The 18,856-nt window shown below is 63.3% G+C and carries 15 protein-coding genes and 1 tRNA gene; all 16 read right to left on the bottom strand.

What is annotated here, in order from left to right; all coding sequences use genetic code 11:
* Positions 1-3: 3 nt before the first annotated feature.
* Positions 4-687, bottom strand: coding sequence for an ABC transporter ATP-binding protein (locus NUW12_11130; GenBank protein MCR4403304.1), 684 nt, complete (start codon positions 685-687; stop codon positions 4-6).
* Positions 688-993: 306 nt separating this feature from the next.
* Positions 994-3,795, bottom strand: coding sequence for a branched-chain amino acid ABC transporter ATP-binding protein/permease (locus NUW12_11125; protein ID MCR4403303.1), 2,802 nt, complete (start codon positions 3,793-3,795; stop codon positions 994-996).
* Between the two features lie 131 nt (positions 3,796-3,926).
* Positions 3,927-4,856, bottom strand: coding sequence for a branched-chain amino acid ABC transporter permease (locus NUW12_11120; GenBank protein MCR4403302.1), 930 nt, complete (start codon positions 4,854-4,856; stop codon positions 3,927-3,929).
* A gap of 97 nt (positions 4,857-4,953) precedes the next feature.
* Positions 4,954-6,234: a branched-chain amino acid ABC transporter substrate-binding protein gene (locus NUW12_11115; GenBank protein MCR4403301.1), complete on the bottom strand. Its 1,281-nt coding sequence runs from the start codon at positions 6,232-6,234 to the stop codon at positions 4,954-4,956.
* A 22-nt stretch (positions 6,235-6,256) separates the two neighbouring features.
* Positions 6,257-8,203 carry an aldehyde ferredoxin oxidoreductase family protein gene (locus tag NUW12_11110; GenBank protein ID MCR4403300.1) on the bottom strand — a complete coding sequence of 649 codons (1,947 nt, stop codon included), beginning with the start codon at positions 8,201-8,203 and terminating at the stop codon, positions 6,257-6,259.
* Positions 8,204-8,312: 109 nt separating this feature from the next.
* The gene (locus NUW12_11105) at positions 8,313-9,098 is read right to left on the bottom strand and encodes a TIGR04076 family protein (GenBank protein ID MCR4403299.1); all 786 of its coding nucleotides are present in this window, start codon (positions 9,096-9,098) and stop codon (positions 8,313-8,315) included.
* Between the two features lie 741 nt (positions 9,099-9,839).
* Positions 9,840-10,379: a hypothetical protein gene (locus NUW12_11100; protein MCR4403298.1), complete on the bottom strand. Its 540-nt coding sequence runs from the start codon at positions 10,377-10,379 to the stop codon at positions 9,840-9,842.
* Between the two features lie 24 nt (positions 10,380-10,403).
* The gene (locus tag NUW12_11095) at positions 10,404-10,922 is read right to left on the bottom strand and encodes a hypothetical protein (protein MCR4403297.1); all 519 of its coding nucleotides are present in this window, start codon (positions 10,920-10,922) and stop codon (positions 10,404-10,406) included.
* A gap of 124 nt (positions 10,923-11,046) precedes the next feature.
* Complete coding sequence (locus NUW12_11090; protein ID MCR4403296.1) at positions 11,047-12,309, bottom strand: hypothetical protein; 1,263 nt, start codon at positions 12,307-12,309, stop codon at positions 11,047-11,049.
* 524 nt (positions 12,310-12,833) lie between these two features.
* Positions 12,834-12,974: a hypothetical protein gene (locus NUW12_11085; protein MCR4403295.1), complete on the bottom strand. Its 141-nt coding sequence runs from the start codon at positions 12,972-12,974 to the stop codon at positions 12,834-12,836.
* 18 nt (positions 12,975-12,992) lie between these two features.
* Positions 12,993-13,775, bottom strand: a complete 783-nt coding sequence (locus NUW12_11080; GenBank protein ID MCR4403294.1) for an ABC transporter ATP-binding protein — start codon at positions 13,773-13,775, stop codon at positions 12,993-12,995.
* 46 nt (positions 13,776-13,821) lie between these two features.
* The gene (locus NUW12_11075; protein MCR4403293.1) at positions 13,822-14,793 is read right to left on the bottom strand and encodes an ABC transporter ATP-binding protein; all 972 of its coding nucleotides are present in this window, start codon (positions 14,791-14,793) and stop codon (positions 13,822-13,824) included.
* The gene (locus tag NUW12_11070; GenBank protein MCR4403292.1) at positions 14,793-15,761 is read right to left on the bottom strand and encodes a branched-chain amino acid ABC transporter permease; all 969 of its coding nucleotides are present in this window, start codon (positions 15,759-15,761) and stop codon (positions 14,793-14,795) included. Before NUW12_11070 ends, NUW12_11075 begins: the two co-directional genes overlap by 1 nt.
* Positions 15,762-15,851: 90 nt before the next feature.
* The gene (locus NUW12_11065; protein MCR4403291.1) at positions 15,852-16,757 is read right to left on the bottom strand and encodes a branched-chain amino acid ABC transporter permease; all 906 of its coding nucleotides are present in this window, start codon (positions 16,755-16,757) and stop codon (positions 15,852-15,854) included.
* Positions 16,758-16,926: 169 nt separating this feature from the next.
* On the bottom strand, positions 16,927-18,072 hold the full coding sequence (locus NUW12_11060) for a branched-chain amino acid ABC transporter substrate-binding protein (GenBank protein MCR4403290.1): 1,146 nt from the start codon (positions 18,070-18,072) through the stop codon (positions 16,927-16,929).
* 562 nt (positions 18,073-18,634) lie between these two features.
* A tRNA-Leu gene (locus NUW12_11055) sits at positions 18,635-18,719 on the bottom strand.
* Positions 18,720-18,856 lie beyond the last annotated feature (137 nt).

The raw sequence follows: 18,856 nt of genomic DNA, 5'->3' as shown, positions 1-18,856 counted from the left end.
CTGTTACCTCCTCTTGTCTTCGGCGATCCGGCCGTCGCGGACGGTAACGAGCCGCCGGGCGTAACTCATCACCATCGGGTCGTGCGTGCTGAACACGAACGTCGTGCCCTTCGTTCGATTCATCTCGAGCATCAGCTCTATGATGGCCTTGCCCGTCTCAGAGTCGAGGTTAGCCGTGGGTTCATCGGCGAGGACGAGGTCCGGCCCCTTGACGAGGGCACGCGCGATAGCCACCCGTTGTTGCTGACCTCCCGAGAGATCTCCGGGTCGGCGATTCTCCAACCCGCTGAGCCCCACCTCCGCAAGGATCTGTATGACCCGGCGTCTTGCGTCGATCGAGTTCTCGCCGAGCAGGGCAAGGGAGAATTCGACGTTCTCGTAAGCGGTCAGGACAGGGATCAGATTGTACGACTGGAACACGAAACCTATCTTCCGGCGGCGAATGTCGGCCAGCTGTGCCTTGCGCACCTTCGCCAGATCGAGCGAGTCAAGGCGGATGACGCCTTCCGTCGGCGTGTCCAGGCAGCCGATGAGGTTCAAGAGCGTGGTCTTCCCCGAGCCCGACGGACCAGCTATCGCCGTGAACTCACCGCTCTCGATGTCAAGGTCGATTCCACGCAGCGCCGGCACCACCAACTTGCCTTGGCGGTAGTCCTTTCTTACCCCTTTCAGCTCTATGAGCGCCACACTCGTGCCTCCCCTCTGGTCGAGTCCACCCCGCCAAGCGGTCCGCAGCTGACGTTTACCCCTCGCACTTCGCGCGTCGCCTGCACTCAGGGGTGACGACGACCCAGACCTTATGGTACCACAGAGCGCTCAGCGGTTCAATCAGGCGCGTCCGAATTTCGTGGACGCGTCTTCCAAGGATGCGTCCACCAGGGGCGCTTCTGCCATGGGCGAGGCCCGTGGACCGCCTGCGCAAGCGCTCGGGCCTCGGATAGGCCCTCGGATAGACCGAGGGAGGCAGCGTTTCGGGACGAGGCGGATGGCGATCTAGGCAAGGTACGCTTCCGAGAGAGATGCCTCATCGAGGAATCTTGTGGCGGGTCCCGTCACCGCAACGCGCCCTGCGCGGAGGACGTAAGCCCGATCTGCGATGGCGAGCGCCGCACGGGCGTTCTGCTCCACCAGCAGCACTGTCGCTCCCGACCTCCGGATGTCCTCTATCACTTGCATGACCCTATCAACAAGCACGGGCGCGAGCCCCATGGATGGCTCATCCATGCAGATGAGCCTGGGGTCTGCAACGAGGGCTCGCGAGATGGCCAGCATCTGCTGCTCGCCGCCCGAGAGAGTCCCCGCCTTCTGGTGACGTCTCTCCGCGAGCACGGGAAAGAGGTCGAAGACCCGCTGGATGTTCGCGGCGGCTTTCGTCCGGTCTCCGAGGACGTACCCACCGAGTTCGAGGTTTTCCAGGACTGAAAGCCCGGGGAAGATCCTCCTGCCCTCCGGGACCAAAGCGATTCCGGCCCTCGCTATCTCGGACGTCGGCAGCGCGTCTATCCGGCGTCCCATGAAGCGGATCTCACCAATGGAAGGACGAAGGCGACCGAGTATGGTCTTGAGCAGCGTGGACTTTCCACTCGCGTTGCTCCCGAGGACCGCGACGATCTCACCGCTTTCCACGCGAAGGTCCACTCCCTGCAACACCTTGACAGCGCCGTACGACGAATGAACATTCGTCACCTCAAGGATGGGCGCTCGGCGCTCGGGCGCCTCGTCGCGTCCTTCTTCACGGAGTCTCGGGCAGCCTCCTACTGCTTGCGGCAGCCCTATGGGCTCGCGTTCGCCTGGCGCGCGACGGACGGTCCCCGTGCGCACGGTCCCCTGCCCGCTCTTGCTCCCGTCTCCCTCGGCCGCGGGCTTCCCCTCGACGAGCGCCGTGCGCCTGGAGTTCGCGGCAGTCTTCTCCGCTCCTAAGTAAGCTCGGACGACCTCGGGGTTCGAAGCGATTTCGGCGGGCGTGCCCTCGGCTATCTTCTCGCCATGATCAAGGACGACCACGCGGTCGCACGTCTCGGCGACCACGTTCATGTGATGTTCGATTACGACGATAGTGTGCCCGTGGTCCTTGAGCATCCTGATCGTGGCCACCATGTCCGCCATCTCGTCAGGAGTCATGCCAGCGGTGGGCTCATCCAACAGAAGGATTCGGGGACGCGCCGCGAGCGCCCGGGCAAGCTCCACGCGACGCCTGTCCGGGTACGCGAGATCGCGCACAGGTTCGGCCTCGCGATCTTGGAGAGAACGGCTCACGGTGCGCAGGGCGTCTTGCGCTACGGCTGTCTCAGACTCTTCGCGCACCCTAAATGCCCGAGTCCTAAGGATGGCCCCGGCGATGTCTCGTCTCGTTCGAAGATGGCAGCCCGCGAGGACGTTCTCGAGGACGCTCCTGCCTTCGAAGAGCCTGATGTTCTGAAACGTGCGCGCGACGCCGAGCGCGGCTATCTCGTGGGGCGGGGTTCGCAATACGCTCCTTCCGAAGACCCTGACGTCCCCTGCTTGTGGCCTCGTGACGCCGGTTATGACGTTGAAGAGGGTGGTCTTGCCCGCTCCGTTCGGCCCGATGACGCCGACCACCTCGCCCCGGCGCACCGTCATGGTCACTCGCGATAGAGCCGCCAGACCGCCGAAGTTGCATCCCGCGTCGAGGACTTCGAGCGCCGGCACAGAGTCAGGTGGCGACGGACTCGTGCCCTCTCGCTGCTCCTCGTATCGCCGGTCCTGGCGCCCCGCACTTCTTTCCTCCTCCTTAACCCAGGCGCGCCGCCGCGCCCGTCCGGAGGGCGCGCAAAGCGAGGACTGTTCCGGGATCAGGCCCTGGGGGCGGTACACCACCAGGAGCACGAGCGCGATCCCGTAGATGAGCATCCTGTATACGGAATAGGCGCGCAGCACCTCCGGAAGCACTACAAGCGCCGCCACACCTGCTGCCAGCCCGGGCAGGCTCCTCATCCCGCCCATGATCACCATGCAGTACACGGCGATGGTCTCAGCCGTCGTGAAGTTCTGGGGGAAGATCGCTCCCTGCCATGAGGCGAAGAGCGCCCCGGCGAGCCCGGCGAGAGCGGCTCCCCAGAGGAACGCCATGGTCCTGTACCGCAGCACGTTGACACCCATGCAGGCCGCGGCCACCTCATCTTCGCGTAGAGCGGCCCAAGCCCGGCCGATGCCCGAGCGAAGGACGCGGCCCACCGCGATGACGGCCGCGGCCGCGACCACCCATATCAAGGAGTAGGACGCCTCGAGCGACATGAAGCTCTGGCCGAAGAGCCTCGGAGGGTCTATGGCCACAATGCCGTTCGGCCCGTTCGTGATGTTCACCGGCCGGTCAAGGTTGTTGAGGAGGATGCGCACTATTTGCGCGAACCCCAGAGTGACCATGGCCAGGTAGTCCCCGCGTATGTGGAGCGTGGGCAGGCATACGACGAGGGCAGCGAGCACGGCCGACGAGACAGAGCACGTCGCGCTCAGCAGGAACGGCACGTGAAGCCCAAAGTGAGGCGACGAAAGGAAGGCGTATACGTATGCTCCTATTCCATAGAAGGCCACGTATCCGAGGTCGAGGAGCCCAGCTTCGCCGGCTACTATGTTGAGCCCGACGGCCAGGATGAGATAGATGCCCGCGGTTCCGCCGACCCTTAGCAGGTAAGAGTCATGCGTGAGCACGGGGACGAGGGCGAAAGCGGCGAGGGCGGGATACACGACTCCCCCAACCCCCGGAAAGGCGAAACGCGACCACCCATGGGGTCCCCGCGGTCGTTTGCTAGCGTTCTCATCAGTACCTCTATCCATTTGCACTGATTCTCCTCCCCCGCCTTTCTCGCCTGCCTCATCGCCTCACACCCCGTCGCCCCGGAACCCGCTAGGATGCCCCCCGGTCATCGCGTCAGGTCGTCGTGCCCTTCAGCGCGCCGTCCGCCGCTTTACACCCTGTCTCGCACGCGCTCCCCCAGCAGTCCGGAGGGTTTTGCGATGAGCGCCGCGATGAGCACGGAGAAGACGATGGCGTCTTTGTACACGGGCGCCACGAACAGGACTCCCAGGCTTTCCGCTAGGCCGAGCACGATCCCGCCTGCCATGGCGCCCCTTACGTTCCCGATGCCTCCAAGCACTGCCGAGGTGAACGCCTTCAGCCCGGCCGAGAATCCCATGATGAAATCCACCTGCATGTAGTACAGCCCGATCATGACCCCGGCGACGCCCGCAAGGGCCGAGCCCATGACGAACGTCGCAGCGATCACCCTGGACGTCCTGACGCCCATGTACTCTGCGGCGTCGAGATCCTCGCTCACGGCCCGCATGGCCTTGCCGAGCATGGTGCGGGATACGGCGAAGTCGAGCGCGAGCATGATGGCTATCGACGAAGCGAATATCGCGAGACGCGTCGCTGAAACGGTGGCTCCCCCTGCCTGGATGGTCCACGTGGGCGGAATGAGCATCTCTGTCTGGTATGCCTTCGCGCGCCCCCCCGTCAACAACATGGCTACGTTCTCGATGATGATCGACACGCCGAGCGCCGAGATGAGAGGGGCGAGGCGCGAGCTCGTGCGCAAGGGACGGTAGGCGAAGCGTTCTATCAATCCGCCAAGAAGGCCGGTAGAAGCTACGGCGGCCACGAGCATGAGCGCGACCACTATCAAGGGATTCGCTGTGAGAGAGCCGCTTCCCGCGAAAAGCTGCAGGATGCCCCACCCGGTGAACGCGCCGACCATGAGGACGTCCCCGTGCGCAAAGTTCAGCATCTTGAGGATGCCGTAGACCATGGAGTAACCCAGCGCGAGCAAGGCGTACACGCTTCCGAGCGTGAGGCCGTTCACGACTTGCTGGGGTAGCTGCGCGAGCATCTCTTCCATACAGCAGGTTCACCTTCCTCGCTGCCGGGTCCTCGCCGACCAGTCTCGACTCCTGCCGTCACCCGCCGACTCTTGCGATTCCGCCCGGTCGGTTCGGTCATCTGGCCCAAGCGGGGTACTCCTTCACTTGAACGAAGTCCCCGCCTTTCACCTGGAACACGTAGATGCTGGCGCCGAGGACGTCTCCCTTGCTGTCGAAGCTGATGGGGAATCCAAGTATGCCCCGGTATCCCTGAGTGCGGTGGACAGCTTGGAGCACCGATGCTCGTGTGAGCGCGAGGGGATCGCTGCCCGCTGCCTTCCGCATCGCGTCGATCAGCAGCTTGGTCGCCTCGTAGCTCTGACCGGAGAATATGCTCATGGCCCCGTACTTGCCCTCAAACGCCTTGATGAACTTCTGTGCCTCGGGCACGTCCTTGATGTCACGCCCTATGGCCGTCACGTACATGCCTTCCGCCGCTCCTCCCGCGCCCGCTATGAGTTGGTCCCTCTCCTTGAGGCCGTCGCCTCCCATGAGCTTGGGACGGAGGCCGAGCCCGACAGCCTGCTTTATCAGGGCCGCAGCCTGGGCGGGATTAGGAAGAGCCAGGTACAGGAGGTCCGGCGCGGCGGCCTTGACCTTCGTGAGAATGGGTGAGAAGTCCCTGTCTTCCGGTGTTATCTGGCCGCGCCCGACCTTGACCCCTGCCTTCTCGAGAGCCGCGGCCACCTGGTCACCGAGACCCTGGCCGTACGCTCCCTTGTCATCGATAACGTACACGGTCTTCGCGCCGAGCTCTTCCGCTATGAACCTCGCGGCCGCCGGCCCTTGGGCGTCGTCTCTGGGACATATCCTGTGCATCACCGAGTACCCGCGCTCCGTCAGGGACGGGTTGGTGGCCGATTGGCTTATGATCACGAGGCCCGCCCGCTGGTACGTGGGTAGGGCAGCGTTCACCGCACCGCTGTTCATTGGGCCTATGACGCCTAGCACGCTCCTATCCATGGCGAACTTGTCGGCGACGGTGACAGCCCGAGCGGGGTCACCCGCGTCATCGCCGACTACGATCTCGATCTTGCGGCCCGCTACTCCGCCTTCGGCGTTGGCCTCATCCACTGCCATGCGAATGGCGTTCAACGAATCCAGGCCGATCTTGGAGAGATCCCCGGTGAAAGGACCGGCCGCACCTATCTTGACGGAGGGCAGGTCCTTGCCGAAGGCCGGACCTGACAGCGCACACACGGCCAACGTCACGAGCGCCGCAATCCACAGTTGACGGCTCACGTCCTCCCCGATCCGCTCGAATCGAAGCATGCACCCTCTCCTGACCAAAACCCCAATCATCCCCATCGATCTCCGCATCGCCGCTCCAACCAGATGAGTGACCACCAGCCTCATTTCTTCTCTACCTCCTTGCTCCTCACAGAGATTCTAGGCGGCCGGCCACCGGTACGCCCCGGCTCGCAAGACGAGTCACCCATTCGTGCAGGCCGAGTCTCTCCAAAGTAGACGCGGTCGGGACTCCGGTACCCGCATCCCACCCTCGGGCTTCATAGTACTCGTCCAGCATCTCATCCAAGGCAACGGTGGCGCCGGTCGTGGCCCCGCACCCCGCGGGCATCGGCTCTTCCCTGAAACGCCTCGGAAGAGTGTCGTCCTTTCTCCGAACTCCGAGCGCTACTATGAGGCAACGTTCGAGGTTGACCGTGCGCTCGCACGCTGCCTGCACCGCTGTCTCGTCGAAGTCGAGTCCCGTTGCAGCTCTTAGCACTGTCGCAGCCTCATCGAAGGGTAGGACCTCCATGTTAACGATCGTGTTCTTGCACGCGTCGAGTGAGTCAGCGAGAGCGCACAGCTCCTCGAAATGCTTGACCACACGCCCCTTGCCCTTGTGTTCGAGCCTGAATGCTGCCTCCTTCGTTCCGAACCTTCTCACTGCAGCCGCAGCGTCCTGGGTGAACTCGAAAGACGGCTCCGACCGGAGGTGATCTCCGCCGCGGCTCGCGACGGCGTTGCCCAATGCATACCCCTTTATGCCTCTCGGATCGGCCATGAATATCTCGAGGCCTTTCACGTGCATGGCGAGGTCTTCACTACCTCTTCCGATCTTGCGCGCCGCTTCACGCACCCCATCCGCGAGCACGTCCCCGAAGCCTTCGCGCGACGCGATCTTTCGGACCAGGGTCTGCACGGCATCGATGTTTCCCCACGTCAAGTCGAGCCCGTCTGCCTCTTGCTTCGAAATGATGCCGCGTTGGAAGCACTCCATGGCAAACGACACGCACTCCGCGGTGGAGATGACGTCCATTCCCGCACGGTTGCACATGTCCAGTGTGGCGAGGCCCGCCTCGAGATCGTTCGAACCCACTCGCGAGGTGAACGCCGCCAGCCCTTCGAACTCCGGCCCTTCGCTCTTCAAGCCAGCATAAGGCCCGGACTTCACCTCGAAGAACCTGCTGCATGGTATGGTGCACGAGAAACACGCCTTGCTCTTCACCCTGAGGCGCGCCGCGAGGGTTTCGCCGCTCACCGCCGGCGCGTGTTCGAACCTCCCGGTCTGGAAGTGGCGGGTAGCGAGGCACCCCGCGGCGTTGAGGGCCGAGACGAGCCTCGTGGTTCCAAGCGCCACCCTGGGCCCGTACTCGGGGTGGCTCAGTATCTTGGTGTCCAGGGCCCTGACGAAGTCGAGGAACTCGTCGGGATGGGCGACTTCCACAGGCCTCTTACCACGTACGACCACGGCTTTGAGGTTCTTCGACGCCAGGACCGTGCCCATCCCGGTGCGCGCCGCAGGGCGTGCCAGGTTACAGAATATGCCCGAGAAACGCACGCCGCGCTCAGCGGCTGGGCCAACGCACGCCACTTGCGCCCGGCGGCCGTGCCTGTCGAGGAGCAGCCTCTGCGTCTCCCATACGTCGAGTCCGGCCAGGTCTCGTGCCGGGATGACACGCGTATCACCGTCCGATATCAATAGGTAGGAGAGGGTCTTGGCGCGTCCGCTCACGACGACCTGGTCGTACCCGGCGAACTTGAGCTCTGGACCGAAGAACCCACCGGCGTTGGAGTCTCCGAGTATCCCTGTCTGCGGAGACTTGGAGGTGAAGTTGACGCGGCAGGCGCCGGGAAAGAGCGTTCCGTCGAGCGGACCCACCCCGATGATGAGGAGGTTCTCCGGGGATAGAGGGTCGACGTCGAGGTCTATCTCGCGGGTGAGGCGCGCCACATTGAGCCCGCGCCCGCCGATGTGCCGCAAGGCATCTTTGACGTCGAGCGGTTCTACCACGACTGCGCCTGTCTTGTGTCCTGCGCGGTCACCCTCGCCCAGGTCAACGCGGAGTATCCTTCCAGCATACCCGAAGAATCTCATGTCCATTTGCCTCCCGGCTTTGCCTTCCGATTCAGGACGCACCCGCCGCGGCTCGGCACCGGCCGCGGCGCGACCTTGGCCCCTCACTCCTTCACGTGACCACCCGGCGCTAAGCCTGGTTTCGGTTTGGGGCGCCCGCGCGGCCGTATGCGAGTGCGTGGGTGGGACACCTCTTCACGCACTCAGGGTCTCCACCGCACAAGTCGCAGATTAGCGGGATCCCCGTGTCGGGATGAAACGCCACGGCGTCAAAAGGACAAGCCTCGGCGCACGCGCCGCATCCTGCGCAGCGCGCTGCGTCCACCACGACGCTCCTCGTCCTTGGGTCTCGCGAGAGAGCCTCGTTGGGACACGCTTCGACGCACCTGGCGATCCCGCACTGCCTGCACACGAGCGGACGGTCGACTCCGTCCTCGTCGAATTTGTCCACGCGTATTCTGGATAGCAAGTCGGAGAATTTCCGCTCGTGGCTGAAGCTGCACACGAGCTCGCACGTTCGGCACCCCGAGCAGGCTCTCTCATTCACAAGCATCCTAGGGTGCGGCCCGGGGCTCGGGCGGGCAATGGTGGCCGTTCGCGCGTCGCTCCTTTCACCCATCTCGCCATCAGCGGGCTCTACCGCGCCCTCGCCCACGCGCTCGATCCGGAAAATGACCATGCCATCCGGGTCGGGGCATACCACGCGAACAGTCTCCGATAGCCAGTCGTTTTCCTCAACTATGTTCCGCTGTCTCGCGGGAAGCATGGGGAGAATGCTCTGAAGCGCCCACATGCACATGAACTTGCCGTGAGGGATCGTGATCCGCCCCCCGTGAACTTCGAAGTAATCTCCCACCTTCATCGGAAGGTCACAGAACCCGCGGACCTCATCGACGACGACTTTCAGGTCATACATAGGCTGGCTCCTCGCTCTCTGCTCATCTCTCCCGCCGGACATCTCCGAGGACGGCTGCCCGGACCCCGCTGTGCTGCGAGGCTTCCTCACCCGGCGACGTCGCGTCTTCTCTTCGGACATCGCGCGAAACAAAGAAGCTCGCCCCGTGAAGGACGAGCTTCAAACCCGTGGTGCCACCCTCGTGAGACAAGACACACCTGCCCCACTCGTTGTTAGGATACGGCTTTCAGCGCCTCGGCGCGTCCGGCGATATCCCCGCCGTTTAACGGTGGCTTCCGGCTCAGCCTACTCGCCCGGACGCTGGCTTACGAATGTCACGGCCTCGATCGACAGACGACGACTCAGCGGCGCTGGCGGTGTCACGTCGCGGTCGCGCATTTCGGGCACAACGCGTACCGGCCTTTCAGCCTGCGGCTCCGGGGCCCACTCACCACACCCGTTTCCGCGGGGCTTGCACCATCCCCCGCTCGCTCCGGATAGGGCCGTTCCGTGGCGACCTTCCCCTTCTACGCCTTTCGCTGATGTAGATCTCGCTTATCGGACCCGGATGCCCGGACGGCTCCGGTTGCCCCTATTCTAGCAACATCCTTCCTCCGTTGTCAACAGCGGATTTCGCGTTCGCGCACCCGCGTCCGCCGGTGGCCTTCGACCGGACTTGCCCGCGCGAACCTGCTCCTCAACCGCTCCGAAACCGTTCCGACGAGCGCCGAGCAGGTTCGGTGAAACCGCCTGCATTCTCAGCTAAAGGTTTCTCAGATTGAACACGGCCTCGAACCCCGCTGAAGCGGGCGCCTGCTCCACCACGAACCGGACCTTCACGGACGAAGCGCTTCCGACATCGCTCGTTTCTTGCAGCGCGCCTCCCGGACCCGGCACCAGGTAGGTGAACTCGCATGAGGTAACTGACAGTCCTGAGCCGAAGAGACGAGCGCCGTTCCGCGTGATCATACCCGGTTGTGACACACCCGGCGGGGTGAACTCGTACGTCACTTCTGTCACGTCGTCTTGGAGGCGACCGCGCAGGCACGTTGAGGAGGAATCATCGCGAATCTCCTTCATACCCCTGAGGTCTTGCCCCAGCGTCTCCATGACCACCATGGCCGCGGTGGACACGCTTGACTGCGCGCCCGCGAGCTTGTGCATGCCCATGACGACCCAAACTGCGCTGAAAGATATTGCGATCACGAGTGGGACCAGGGCAAGAAACGCAAGGAACTCCACAAGCGTGAAGCCTCTGTCGCCGAGAGCGCTGCGCGGCCTGTTCATGCGTACCCCTTCCAAGATCTCGTCATCCTCCATGGCTGCTCACTGCGGATATATCAAGGTCGTCAGCGCGCACACGGGCGAGTCGACCTCGGACTTGGGGTGTTCGTATACCGACACGGTCACTTGCCACAGCGAGCTTCCGGAGTCCTCGTCGTATACACTCAACACCCGTTCTACGTCGAACGACGTCTTGCCATCCGGGCTCGCCACCTCGATAACCGACGCTCCCTGAGAAAACGCGTTGGGGCCGAGGTCCTTGAGTGCTTCTATAGTGCTTCGGGCAAGGTCGAGAGCCTGGGCCTCGAGGCTGGACTGCCTGGTGCTCCTGAGGAAGCTCGCGACGCTCGACATCGCGGGGACGACCACGGCGGAGACCAGCATGATGGCTACAAGAACCTCGATGAGTCCGAAACCCGCGGCCTCTCCCGGGCGCCTCCTCACCGCGCTCCGCATGCGGATCGCAGATGGGCCCAGTTGCCGACATGTCATCGCATGGATGAGGCGTGTACGTCGTGTCTCATTGGCCATGCAAGGATCTCGCAGTTCTCTCCTGTCCATGTTCACAGCTCCATCTCATGTCACGCGTGGTGTGCCCCCTGGCTTCTCTCGAAGCGTGCGAAGAGTGGTCATGCCCGGATCGGCCTCGCGTTACGGCGTCGCCCTGCGACGCCTCTTGAAAGGTCTAGGGCTCGTCCGCGATGACTCGCTCCTGACTGCTCGACCACGTGCCCGCGATAAGGCTCACCGCCTCCCTGCCGCCAGAGAATAGCGGCGGAGGGTTCGACAAGAGCCCTCTATCGTATGAGACGAAGACGTTTCCGGCGAGAAGCGTCGAACCCGGACTCACCACGCTGCCCACCACATAGACCGTGGGCGGTCCCTCTCCCTCGAGGCTGTCACCGAACATGAGCACTCCCAGACCTTTGTGGTCCACCCACTCATCGATATCCCCTGGGATGTCAGGGTTCACATCCAGGACAGAGAACGCGTGTTGTGCCTCCGAGTACACCGGCCCTTCTACGCGGACGGTGCCCGAGGTTCCGTCAAGGACGACAAAGCCTGTCGCCAAGACGGCCGGGAAAGTCTGAGTCCTTTGGATGGTGACCCGCCCTTCTACGTAGAGGCACGCTTCGTCGGCGAAGGCGCCTCCCCCGATGGACGTCCCTTCGACGTCGTCGCCCTCGTCCGGCCCCGTTATGACTAGGACGTCCCGGAGTATGCCGGGCGACCTTCCGCGCAGGTACACACTTCCCCCGACAACTGTGGGTCCCTCGCCGCTTCCGATGGTCGTGCTCGCCGGCCAATTACCAGATGGGCTGGCTTCAGACGAATCGACGCAGATCGAGCCATCGATCCGTCCCGTGATTGCTGCGACGCCCTTGTCCTTCCCGGTGTTGCGCACGACTATGTTCCCGGTGACGTGCCCCGATATCTTCTCTATCACACAGTCCTCTATGAACAGATCGCCTTCTATGTTCGTTCTGAGGTCTCTGATGCGGTGCTGGCAGTCTTTGATGTAAAAGGGGCCGTCACCCTCAAGGGTGACTATCCCGGACGGAGGGACATTGACCGGCGTGTCGTCAAGTGGCGGATCCCACGGCGGAGCCGCTCGGACCCAGTAGCCGTCCGCGCCTTCGTGGCCCCAGTCAGGGACAGGAACCTGGCGAGAGTCTTGCGACGCCAGCCAGACCGCCCCGTTCGCCCCAGACGACGGCTGGTACTGCGATGGGTCGTTGACCATCAGGAACCATCTCAGGATGGCGGAATACCACGGATCAGGGGCGTACACCACGTGCCTCCAGGCTTCCGGCACGAGTCCCACCGTCACGGCAACTGTCACCGTACGCGAAGGCGCCTGGGCCACGGACACCACACGATAGAGGTCTTGGGAAGGGGAGCTCTCCACGCTGGCCACATAAGGAATCCCGTCGATCTCTCCACTCACCTCGAGGTCCCCGAGACTTGGAGACCCATGAGCACTCTGGCCGCCCCCGCCATGGCCGTGACCTGGCGTGCCTCCGCCGGGGCGGTGGGTATGCCCGCGACCCTTTCCCCCGTGACTGTGACGGCCGGTGCCCGAGCCTGCAAGCTCTGCGGACGCCTCGAAAAGCCAACGGTCTATGCCCGCCTCGGCTGCGTAAAGGGCTTTCGTTCGCTCCACGGACCACGAGGCTACGCGTGCGGCGAAAATGGCCAAGGTGAGACACGCTGTGGACACGATGAAGAGGAGAGACACCGCTACTAGGACTGTGACGAGCGCAACACCACTGTGGGCCCATGCAGCGCGAACACTGCAATAGCCATCCCCGAGCGATCGCCTTCGGGCGGGCCGCGCTTGGCGTTCTCGCTTGCCGCCGCCCCCGGCACGTGGACGCTTCCCGATGGCCGGTCCCTCCCCCTCAAGGCACGCGCCGGCCCGGCGCCCGGCTCCGAACCGCGAGCGCGGTTCGTCATTGATAGGAACTGATTCTACACCTTGTAGCAAGTTCCTCTCGGCCTGTCGAGGATTCCCGGTTCTTCATCCCTTCTTTGGGTGTTGGAGGGAAAGGGAACATCGAAGGACGTCACGAGGAGCTTCGACGCGACCAAGTGGCAAGGCATCGCTTTCATCACAGACCCTCTCCGACTTCAACGGCAAGGTAGCGAGTCGGACGGCGGTTCCTCTGGGGCGGGCCGGCGGCCTGAGGAGGGCCTGCGCCCCACCCCAAGGTACGCCTGCTGCACCCTGGAATCCTGGCGCAGCTCCCGCGAGGAGCCAGCGAGCACGATTCGCCCTGTTTCGAGCACGTACGCCCTGTGCGACACGCACAGAGCGATCCGCGCGTTCTGCTCGACGAGGAGGATGGTCACGCCCTGCCTGTTTATCTCCCGAATCGTGCGGAAGATCTCCTGGACGAGCTTGGGCGCAAGACCCAATGACGGTTCATCCAGGAGGAGCACCTTGGGATCGGCCATGAGCCCGCGGGCGATGGCTAGCATCTGCTGCTCGCCCCCGGAAAGCGTCCCGGCGAGTTGCCCGCGTCGTTCTGCGAGCCTCGGAAAGAGCCTGTATGCGCGTTCCCTTGACGCCTCAACCCTGGCGCGGTTCGCGCGGTGCCCGTACGCTCCGAGGTTGAGGTTCTCTTCCACCGTGAGCGTGGAGAAGACCCGGCGCCCCTCAGGAACGTGGGCCACCCCGAGCCCCACGATTCTGTGAGCCGGCAGTGTGTGAATGTCCTGATTCCCGAGGCGGATCCGCCCCGCGCGCGGACGCAGTAGGCCGGATATTGCCCGGAGCGTCGTGGTCTTGCCCGCGCCGTTGGCGCCAAGGAGAGTCACCGTCTCTCCTTCGCCCACGACCATGCTCACGCCCTTCACTGCCTCCACGTTCCCGTAGGATATGTGGACGTCCTCAAGCTCAAGTAGGCTCATGTCAACCCATCCTCATAAGACACGGCTGGCCTCACATTCCGAAACCCTACATTCCGAAACCCGGTGGATTCTCGGTCGCCCCGGCGGTGGCCGTTCGGCCACCCTTGTCGTCTCCATCGGTCCTGTCATCCTCATCCACATCGTCAAAAGCGTCCTCGGTGCCAAGGTACGCCTCGACTACGCGCGCGTCGCTCTGGACCTCCTCGGGGGTGCCTTCGCTTATCTTCTGCCCGTTGTCCATCACCGCCACGACGTCTGATACCCCCATGACCACCTGCATATCGTGCTCGATGAGGAAGACGGTGACCCCTGAAGCCCTGATCTCCTCAATGAGGTCCATGAGCCCCGCTGTCTCCTCTTCGTTCAAGCCGCCTGCGGGCTCGTCCAGGATGAGGAGGCGCGGCTTCGTAGCGAGAGCCCTTGCTATCTCGAGCCGCCTGCGGTTCCCGTACGGCAGATTGCGCGCGAGTTCGTCCCGCCATGTCCAAAGCCCCATCTGGCGGAGACATCGCTCCGCCTCTGTCTTCATGCGCTCGTCCTCCGCGCGCTGCGCAGCCGTTCGGAGAATGGATGCGAGCACTCCTGCTCGGCCTCTGCAATGCTGGCCCGCCAGCACATTCTCAAAGCACGTCAGGTTCTCGAACAACCTGAGCGTCTGAAAGGTCCTGGCGATACCCGCTTCAGCCACCTGATGGGGCATTCTGCCCACCAGGTCTCGACCTGCGAAGAGGATCTCGCCCTCGTCCGGACGGTAAATGCCTGTAATGAGGTTGAAGACGGTGGTCTTGCCGGCTCCGTTCGGTCCGATGAGACTCGTGATCTTTCCCTCACACACGTCGAGATCGAAGCCGTCCACTGCCCGTAGACCGCCGAAGCGCTTGCTCACCTTCTTCAGCTCGAGGAGGACTCCACCGTCGTGCCGACGCGAGGCACATCCGCCACGCGCGCGGTGCGTTTCGTCGGCACCGCTGAAACCGCTTGCACTCGTTTCACCGATCTTGTCACAGGCGACGGTCATCACTCACCCTCGCTTTCTTGCAGCTTCGTCGACCACCGCTTGCTGGGCCAGAGACCTTGAGGGCGGAATATCATCATGAGCGCCAAGGCCGCCCCGAAGAACAGCATTCGATATTGGGCGAAGTTGCGGAGGATCTCCGGAAGCACGAGCATTGCCGCCGAGCCAAGGACGACGCCAGGAATCGAGCCCATTCCGCCAAGAATCACGATGCAGAAGAGAATCACAGACTCCATGAACGTAAAGCTCTCGGGGGATATGACCACTAGTTTGGCCGCGAAGACCGTCCCGGTCGCTCCAGCCAGGCCTGCACCTAGGGTGAAGGCCAGGAGCTTTGCCCACCGCACGTCGATGCCCATGGCCTCCGCTGCTACCTCGTCTTCACGGATGCAGTTCCACGCGCGGCCTATGCGCGACCTCTGCAGCCGGACCAGGGCGAACACGCTGGCGGCGACGAGCGCCCAGACCAGGTAGTAGAAGTGTATCGGCCTTTGTATCAGGAGGCCGAAGACCCGGAACTGGTCCAGCATGATGATGCCGTTCGGTCCGCCGGTGAGCCCCCAAGGGTTGTTCAGCAGGCTGATGCGCACTATCTCGTTGAGCCCTATCGTGGCTATGAGGAGATAGTCGCCTCGCAGACGGATGATGGGCCTTGCCAGCACGTAGCCGGCGAGACCTGCTACGATTCCGGCGACCGGCAGGAGCAGCCACAATGAGATGCCGAAACGCCCGCTCAGGATGGCCGTGGTGTATGCCCCGATGGCGAAGAAGGCCATGTGGCCCATGTCGAAGAGGCCGACTTCCCCCACGATGATGTTCAGGCTTAGGCCGAGGAGCACGTACAATCCCCAGAAGACCGCCACGTCTATCCAGTAGTCGCTTGCAACCAGTGGGAAGACGATCGCGGCTGCAGCTATCGCCCCAAGTGCCCAGACCGGGTTGCGATCGGCGAGCCCCGCTATCTTGGACATCCACGCGCGGCGTCTAGGCTCCTGCCCTGGGGTGACATGCAAAGACGTCACTTCCTGCACTCCTCCCATACTCCCCGTCGTTCTCTCACTCTAGACCTTCTCCGCGACGCGTTCGCCCAAGAGCCCCGTAGGCCGGAACATGAGCAGAAGGATCAGTATGAGAAAGACGAACACGTCCTTCCATGCTGCGGATACGTAGCCCGCCCCGAGCATCTCCAAGATCCCCAATAACAGGCCTCCCACCATGGCCCCGGGTATGTTCCCGATGCCCCCGAGTATCGCTGCGGTGAAAGCCTTCAGGCCGTACGACCACCCGACCGTGAAGTGGATTTGGCGGTAGTACAGGCCCAGTAAAACCCCCGCCACCGCTCCGAGCCCAGGCCCTATGACGAAGATGAGCCGAATGATCTGATCCACGTCGATGCCCATGAGCCTTGCTGCATCATGGTCTATGGCGGTGGCGCGTATAGCCGCTCCCACCGTCGTTCGCTGGACGAAGAGATACAGTCCCGCCATCAAGAGGACTGACACCACCAGGACGAGCACTTGCATGAAGCCTAAGTGGACGGCTCCTATCTGCCACCGCGCGTCGGGAACGGCCCAAGGCGGATATGCTCTGTATCGCGGGCCCCATATGAGCATGGCCGAGTTCTGAAGGAAGATGGAGACCCCCATGGCCGATACTACCGCCGTTAGCCGGTTCGACCTGCGCAGGGGACGGTAAGCCGCGCGCTCCACGAGCATCCCTAGAATGGCTATCCCGAGCGCCGACACCACGACGGCCAGTACCAGCCCGGCCCAGAGCGGCAGAGAGCTACCGACGAACGTGCCAACCAGGAGCGTGAACCCAAGGTACGACCCAAGCATGAAGAAGTCGCCGTGAGCGAAGTTGATGAGCCTCATCACTCCGTACACCATCGTGTAACCCAGGGCTACCAGGGCGTACACCGCTCCCACCGTGAGACCGTTGACGAGCTGTTCCACGAACAAAGCCATACCTTCGGCACGGAGGGCCTGCCTCGCGGGCAGGCCTCCGCGCCGCCACCTCCAATCCGAAGACCAGTCTCGAGCACGGACGACTGCTGGGTCGCCTCGCCCTACGCGCCGCGCCGCTTTGCGCGCGGGTCGCAGCGCGCGGTGAGACGCGCGCTTGGCAAGCTCGTGGTCACTGCTGGTATGGCTTGAACTTCCCGTCGGCGGTCACTTCGTACGCAAGGTAGATGGCTCCCTCCCGGTCGCCCGCGTCGTCAAACGAGATCGGACCGGTGATGCCGGGGAGGTCTTTCATCTTGTCACGAATGTAGGTCGCCAACACCTTGGAATCAGTCGACCCGGTCGCCTCTATGGCCGCCGCGATGACCTTGAGCGCGTCCGCGGCGTACACCGGCCAGGGGCTGCTTGGCGGCGCCTTGTGGCGACGGACGTACTCGTCGAGGAACGACTTCGCCTCAGGGTAGCGTAGGTCCGTGGGCATGGGCTCCTGTGTCATCAAGGCGCCTTTCGCTATCTCCCGCCCCGCGATGCTGATGAACTCGTCGTTGATCGCGGCGTTTCCTCCGACGAAAACCGCCTTGCTGCCGAGATCCCTCATCTGCCTGATGATGAGGCCGGCTTCCGGGTAGTACCCCGTGTAGTACACCACATCGGGCTTGGAGGTCTGCATGCGGCTGAGGACGGGCGTGAAGTCCCTCTCGCCCGGCGTGACCGCGTCGTAGAACACTATCTCGGCCCTTTTCGCCTGCTCAAGTGAGCGGCGCGCCGCCTCGGCCAGACCCTTTGCGAAAGTGGTGTTGTCGTGGAGAATGGCGACCCTCTTGAGCTTGAGGACGTCGTTCACGAACTGCGCGAAAAACGCGCCCTGACGGTCGTCGCGGAAACACGTGCGGAAGAAGAACCTCCATCCGTGCGCCGTGAGCTGCTCTGCCGTCGAGCCGTATGCTATGTTGAGAAGGCCCGCCCTCTCGTATATGGTCGCCGCCGGCTCTGTAACCGATGAGCCGTACGTGCCTATGACGGCGACCACTTTCTCGCTCACCATGCGCTGGGCAACCAAGGCGCTCTGCTTGGGGCTGCATTGGTCGTCGCCAGGGACGATCTCGATCGGGCGCCCCAACACGCCTCCCTTGCCGTTGAGCTCGTCTGCCACGATCTGGACGCAGTTCAGCGCCATCTCACCTTCGTAAGCCCACTGACCCGTGATAGGCGCCTGAAGGCCAATGCGGATGGGCTCCTTAGCGGCGAAAGCTGACGTACCCAACCCGAGGATCGTCACCAAGAAGACGAGACACAATCGCGACCGACAACCTCTCACTTCTCAGACACCTCCTGTCGATCTTCACCTCTCGCCGGAGCTCACGCGCGTCCACCCGCCCCGCCGGGTCTACTTGCCTTCGATCCACTCATTCCACTCATTGACGCTGACGACTCGGGACCCCGCCGGATGGGCGCGCCTCCCCCGCGGAGGCCGCGTGATGCATACTAATTCGCCCTGTTTTGCTCCTCTCCTCCTCCTGTGCGGCTGTTCTCAGATAGGGTTTTGTCTCCACTCGTGAGCTCGAGCGCTTGGACGCGGTCAGAGCGCGGGACAGCAGTGGAATGCCGCGCAAAGGAGCTCCTTCGACGCGTACTGGCGCATGTCCCCCATGTGGAACTGACCAGAACACGGGACGCGAGACTTAGGCATCCCGCGTGACGTGTGGGGCCATCCGGCGAGGTCGTGCGCTGTGGTGTGGTTATGGAGAAGACGGACGGATCGGGGCTTGGCGGAGCCTCCCACTGCGTTTCTGGGGACAGCACACAACAGGCCGAACAAGGAGATTGTGCAACGGCGAACGACCATGACAGGTCGAACCGCGAAACCCCTGCTAAATAACTGGTGCGAGAGGAGGGATTTGAACCCTCACGGGGGTTGCCCACCAGATCCTAAGTCTGGCGCGTCTGCCGTTCCGCCACTCTCGCACGCAAAGTCGCTTTCGTTCGTTGTGTCCGCGCACATATTCTACCAGATGCGCGGCTCGTGATCAACGATCGCTGGGGTCTCTCTGTCGTCGGCCTGTGATAATGTCACCCTGTAAGCGGTCTGAGAAAATGTCACC

It is taken from the genome of Bacillota bacterium (genome assembly GCA_024653485.1).
Classification (GTDB): domain Bacteria; phylum Bacillota; class SHA-98; order UBA4971; family UBA4971; genus UBA6256.
Note: the sequence above shows the minus strand (reverse complement) of the source record. Positions and strands in the feature narration are given on the sequence as shown.